At 51.3% G+C, this 6000-nt stretch carries 5 protein-coding genes; 1 reads left to right on the forward strand and 4 read right to left on the reverse strand.

The window, feature by feature from the left end:
• The first annotated feature begins 175 nt into the window (after positions 1-175).
• The gene (locus tag Q675_RS23175; RefSeq protein ID WP_022989546.1) at positions 176-865 is read left to right on the forward strand and encodes a VIT family protein; all 690 of its coding nucleotides are present in this window, start codon (positions 176-178) and stop codon (positions 863-865) included.
• A 696-nt stretch (positions 866-1561) separates the two neighbouring features.
• On the opposite strand, the gene Q675_RS23180 is transcribed toward Q675_RS23175, so the two are convergent.
• The 4 genes from Q675_RS23180 to istA all read right to left on the reverse strand — a co-directional run bounded on the left by Q675_RS23180 (position 1562) and on the right by istA (position 5720).
• A complete protein-coding gene (locus Q675_RS23180) occupies positions 1562-2308 on the reverse strand; it encodes an inovirus-type Gp2 protein (RefSeq protein ID WP_023010644.1) in 747 nt (248 codons plus the stop codon).
• A 257-nt stretch (positions 2309-2565) separates the two neighbouring features.
• Positions 2566-3477: a DUF3987 domain-containing protein gene (locus Q675_RS0119030; protein WP_081698831.1), complete on the reverse strand. Its 912-nt coding sequence runs from the start codon at positions 3475-3477 to the stop codon at positions 2566-2568.
• Positions 3478-3487: 10 nt separating this feature from the next.
• The gene (gene istB / locus Q675_RS23185) at positions 3488-4228 is read right to left on the reverse strand and encodes an IS21-like element helper ATPase IstB (protein WP_023010646.1); all 741 of its coding nucleotides are present in this window, start codon (positions 4226-4228) and stop codon (positions 3488-3490) included.
• Positions 4215-5720 carry an IS21 family transposase gene (istA, locus tag Q675_RS23190; protein ID WP_023010647.1) on the reverse strand — a complete coding sequence of 502 codons (1506 nt, stop codon included), beginning with the start codon at positions 5718-5720 and terminating at the stop codon, positions 4215-4217. The genes istB and istA overlap by 14 nt, the downstream gene beginning before the upstream one ends.
• Between the last annotated feature and the right edge of the window lie 280 nt (positions 5721-6000).

Genomic DNA, 6000 nt, shown 5'->3' on the forward strand with positions numbered 1-6000 from the left:
CCGCGGGATAACGTTGGTTGCTCATGGCACTCTCTGCTATGCTCTAATCATAGGCTAGAAGTTTCTAGTGGACCCGGGTAAGTCCACCCTTTACATTGCGCCTTCGGCTCCATTTCATGGGCGCGCATGCTGCAAACGTTAGTAACTTTCTCTTCCTTTTTAATTGGAACTTGGTATGAGGCATGCTGAAAGGCACAGGACAGAACGGATTGGCTGGCTCCGTGCTGCGGTTCTGGGCGCAAATGATGGAATTGTATCTACCGCTAGTCTGGTTCTTGGGGTTGCGGCGGCAGGGGCGGACTCGAAGGCTGTCTTGGTTGCTGGTGTTGCCGGTCTTGTTGCAGGCGCTATGTCGATGGCAGCGGGTGAGTATGTGTCAGTCAGCTCTCAATCTGATACGGAGCGGGCGGATCTTGCCAGAGAGAGTGGAGAGCTCGTTAGGGAGCCCGAACAAGAACAAGCGGAATTGGCTGAGATCTACGTAAGGCGAGGGTTGGATCCAGAGCTTGCAAGCACAGTAGCAATTCAGCTCATGAAGCATGATGCGCTTGGGGCTCACGCACGCGATGAACTTGGTATTTCAGAGGTATCGACGGCTCGCCCGATTCAGGCCGCGTTTGCGTCGGCAGGTACATTCTCGGTTGGCGCGGCACTTCCCCTGCTCATCGTTTTGTTGTTGCCGAGTCACATACTTATGTGGGCTGTTCCAAGCAGCTCTCTCTTGTTCCTTGCGTTGCTGGGCTCACTAGCAGCAAGAACGGGGGGCGCTCCCGTTCTTGTGGCTGCTTCTCGGGTAACTTTTTGGGGCGCCCTGGCAATGGCCCTGACTGCGGGGATCGGTGCCCTTTTTGGGGTGGCCATTTGATTTGCCTACAGTGCTTTGTATCGCCAAAGAAGGCGCTGCTGCCGGACATATTTTCCACTGCGCTCCAAATTTGCCGTAGAGCGCGGCGTTATTCCAAAACCTGAATGTTCGCTTTGCGACCTTACCGGACAACTTATGATGTCGGTTTCAGGCCACTTTATTTTTACGTGAGCAGTTGCCCATAACGGGTGTTATGTTCAAAACCCGGTTTATGGCATTGTCACAGAGTAAAAGCAACATCTGTTAGTAAACGGTCGGGAGTTGAGACCAACCCGTTGTGTACGCTGGCTATTACTGCTTTCGTCAAATAGCATAGCTGAGCCCTGTTTCCAGCGCCATGTAAAGGGCAAGGTGACTTTATCTTTGGCAATGGTCCGCCGATTTTTCGTGACTTGAATAAAACATATATTGCAGGCCAAACGCTATAAACTGAACGGAAATGGTAATCAAGCAGTAGGGGCGACCAACCAATGGTAGTCGCTTATCGTAGTCGTGAAAGACTTATACAGGCGCAGTGCATTCAGCTTTATTTTAAGGCTTATTCAATACATGTTGACGGACACAAAGCATGGCCTGGAGGCAGGCCCGCTAGAACTACTTCATCTTCTCAACGAGCGCCTAGACCATCAACTGCAAACCCGGTAAACGACTAACTCGATACCGGGTGCAGTGAAAGCGGTTCAACAAACCCAGGCGTTACCAGTCGGTAAACTTCAGTCGTGGAGAAACAAAAGGACGACAACCGTCACAGAAGTTTTTAGTTTCTACTTTTGCCAAATAAGAGCTTACCCAAAATAGATTCTGAAACATTTGCTCATCCCCTCTTTGCAGAAGCATAGAGCCAGAACGAACATAGCCTTGCCCCATGCTCTCATGTACCCCTCCATTGGCAAAATGAATCAACCCCTCAATTTCATACGCCCTCATCCCTAATGCAAAAGCCCATGCCTCATAAAGACGTGAATAAAGATTGTCGCATGATAAGTCCCACTTCCCGGTACCTCGAATAGCATTCCCATTTAGAAGAATAAGTAGATGAAAGTGTGGTTTACACTGTTGCTGATCATACTCTCGAGCGAACAAGACCATTAAATCATGATTCCTATTACCCGGGAGCCTATCAAGAGCTCCCTTGAGGTGGGACCTGAAATGGTGCAGAAAATCATTATTGAGAAATCCTTCCTCGTACCCCCAATAGCTAGCTGGAAACCTCAGATCAATTCTCAGAGCCAAGACTCGGCTATGTTTTGCTAGCTGCTCCAGAATACTTAGTCTAATTCTTTCCAACCATTCTTTTATCAAAGGGCCTGCCGACGTCTGTACTGGAAGCCCAAGATATAGTTTATCGTAGTGGAGATTAAGATTTTTATTCTCCACTAATCTCTTCCTCTGTGCTTCTCTATATTTTTTCATCACCAAGCTCTTACCACCCTTTATATCCATACACCCTGCTGCACTTAACAATCAAAAACTAATTAAATGCTGACGCACAAAAATACAATATTACTATTAACCGCATTCAGGAATTATTAGGACAACCCCTGAACCCTCACCAAGCACAACAACACCCAAAAATAAAGACAAAAAATAAAAATTATTAAATAGTAACCATTTGTGTTGCTCCAAGACCTGGAGCCATTGATATTCCTGATACAAATATCAGGAATATCAGACTTCAAACTCCAAAATAGACTTCGAAATTACAGCAAGCTTCTGTAGTCGGTGGCCGGGACTCTGTTTTCCAAACAAAAATGACCCCATTGGAAGTTGTCATGTGGATAGCGCGGGTGTAGATCAACAACCAACATCCCACTATTGGCAACAAGAATCGAAACCTCCCCAAGCCGAGCCAATTCATTCAAATTAAAATCTAGAACAGGCTTATTCCTCATGCGAGAAGGCCCACTCTGACGAATTTTATTTTTTCTAACAAAACGACGCCCATCATCCCGTACGCCTTGAAGATAATCTCTAAGCGCTCCCAGATCCTTCACATATTCGGGAGTCGACTCAAAGCACCGCAAAAAAACGTCAGAGAAGTAAAAGCCCATCACTTCTGCATCTTTCAGAACATCAATCGATATCTTCTGATCCTCTCCATATTCAATGCAGGATAACAATGCGGCAATCCTAGTAATGTTTTCAGCGAGTTTTGAGCCATGATCCCTCGCATACTGAAATCGCCCATTTATTCGTAAGTTCTGCTCGATTTCATTGTAAAGCCACTCCCAGTAAATCTTGGCTTCCTCAGTAAAACGAAGTATCTTCCTACCAGTCTTTGACTTTTCAACATGCCCCTCTTTTTTACAGAGTATTTCATTTGCTCTTTGAAGGTAGTCTTGATAACCATCACAATCTCCCTCAAGCGATCCCCTCAATAGCCTAGTACCTTGTGAGCTATCTGGATTACACACGAGGAAGCGCGCCAAAAAACCAATCCCGAGTGACTCATCTCCTCTTTTTTTCATAAATTTAGCTACTGCACTTGGCTGCGCCATGATAGAGACCGTCAAACGGGCATCATCTACAGTAAAGCTCTCGGAACTTTTGCGAGTAACGTTTGTCAATGGCCATTTATTTTGACCCACCTTTGGCCAATAAAATTGACCCACCCTTTATAGTCTAGCTTGTAACTTTCTGCTTCAGTCGATAGCTTTCTCCTCCCAACATAAAGATGTGTGAATGGTGGATGACCCGGTCAATGATCGGCACCGCCACGTTGTCGTCGTGGAAGAACTCGCCCCAGCTGGTGAAGTCCTTGTTGGTGGTCAGTATGATCGACCGGTATTCGTACAGGCTGTTGATCAGTTGGAACAGGTTATAGCGGGCCTGCCGAGTCATGGGCAGGTAACCCAGTTCATCAATGATCAGTAGATCGTATTTGGCCAAGGCGCTGACCCGCTTTTTCAGCTCACCCTTCATCTCGGCCAGTTCCAGCTCTTCCACCAGATCCAGGGCATTGCGGAACAACACCCGGTAGCCAGCTTCCACGGCTTTGTGGCCGATCCCGATGGCCAGGTGGGTCTTGCCCACACCCGGCGGGCCAATGAACACCAGGTTGTTCCGTTCGTCGAGGAACTGGAAGTCCAGCAAGGCATTGACCTGACGTTTGGTGATGGTGGTCTGGTGCCGGTAGTCAAAGCCCTCCAGGCGCTTCTCGACGGGGAACGCGGCCATCTTCCGGTTCCGACGGATACGCTTGTCCTGGCGCTGGATCAGTTCGTGTTCGGCAAGCCGGTCCGCGAAGCTGAGATAGGACATCTCGTTGGCTTCAGCCTCGGCCAGCAGGCTGGTCAGTTCGTCGGCGGCCGCGCTCAGGCGCAGACTGCGGTAACGGGACACGGTCTGTTCAAGCTGGCTCATGGGTCACCCCCTGGCCACTGGAGTGGCCAACACGGCGGTAAGCACTTAGGTCCAGTGCTTCCTTGGGTTCTGGCAGAGGTTCCGGCTGCCGCTCCCGGAGAACGGCGGCCTGGGCCGCTTCAAGGTAGCTTTGCAGCCGTGTGGCGGTCATGCCACGACGCTCTGCCAGCGTCGTGATCAATGCCGGATCCACGGGTGCATAGCGCTTGAGCAGGTCACGGGTAGCCACCAACTGATCCTTGTAGATCTTGGGCTCGGAACGCTTGAGTTGCTGGCACAACCGTTGCCCGACTTCGCTACCGATCATCTCATTGATCTTGCTCTCAAGGGTGGCCACCCGCTCGGCATGATCGCGGTAGTGATGGGTGTTCTTGATCACCTTGCCTTTATCGGAACACAGCGTATGGCTGGCAATGACGTCGCCTGTGTTCAGGTCGCTGATATGGAGTTGGCCGCCGGACTCCAGAACGCCCACCCGGGCCTGCTGCCAGGCCATGGGCACAGAGTACTTGTTGGCCTTCCAGGCGATCAGGCCGGTCTTGTCGGCCCGACGTGTCTCGTGGGCCACCGGCTGCACGCAAGCTGGTGACAGATAGGCCTCCAGGTGTTCTCGCTCATCCCGTTCGAAGCGTTCCCTGGGTGGTTCGCCGGTGGTGCCGTGGATGCGGACATTGGCCACGCTCTCAACCCAGTCCTGCACGTGCTGGCGCACGTGTTCCTGATCCCGGAAGACTTCACCGTAAAGGCAATCCTGCTTGACGTACTTCACGCCGGCTTCCACCTTGCCCTTACTCTCCGGATCGTAGCCTTCGCAGGCATGGATCCGGAACCCTGCCGTGGTGGCATACTCATGGAACCGTTGATTGAGGCTCAGCTCCCGGTACTGCTCGTTGATCACCACCAGCTTGGTCTGATCGTAAACGCACTCCTCGGGCAGGCCGCCGAAGTAACGCAGGGCTTCGTCATGGAGCTGGATAAAGGTCTGGGTATCCAGCGGCCGGAAGGCCAGACCCACGTACATCAACCGCGAGTAAGACAGCACGAACACCACAAAATGCAGCGTGCGTTCTTCGCCACTGATCAGCACGCCTCGCAACTCACCGGGGTCCACCTGGCACTGAACACCCGGCACATCGTCCAGAATGGGTTCGTAGTAGCGCATCTGGGCCGAGGCCACTTCCTCCTTGAGCGCTCGCACATAGCGGCGAAGGGAGCGATCTGAGGCCGGTAAGTCGCCGACCTTTGCCTGAAGCTTACGGGCAATCTTGACGGCGCTGAGCTTGGGAAATTGCTTGAGCAAATGCACCAGGTACTCCCGGTGATCGTCGAGGCGCTTAGTGCGTGAGGGATCTTCAATCTGTTCCGAAATTGCGTTCTCATCCATCCGCAGATACTTGCGGACGGTATTGCGGGACAGCCCCAGTTCCTGACTGATGGCGCGGATCGACAATCCTTTACCGTTATCGTGCAGTGCCTTGATCTTGTGTATCACAACCCACTCCTTCACTGACATGCCCCCGGCCATCAATAAAAGCGGGGGACAGTAGCTGGTTCTGTGGCCTGACGGCCACCCGGGGGTGGGTCAAAATTAATGGCCAGTAGTGGGTCACTTTAATTGGCCATTAACAACGTTGAACGGCTCAGCTGACCAAAGCTTGTTAAGCCGAGGTAAATCTTGGACAATTCTGCCATTCAAGATGGTAGCGCCTTCATCAGATACCAAAGCTGCGCTCCCGCAACCTTGGTTCAACTGCATATTCCGGCCCATCGTG

This window comes from Marinobacter sp. EN3 (assembly GCF_000475315.1).
Taxonomy (GTDB): domain Bacteria; phylum Pseudomonadota; class Gammaproteobacteria; order Pseudomonadales; family Oleiphilaceae; genus Marinobacter; species Marinobacter nauticus.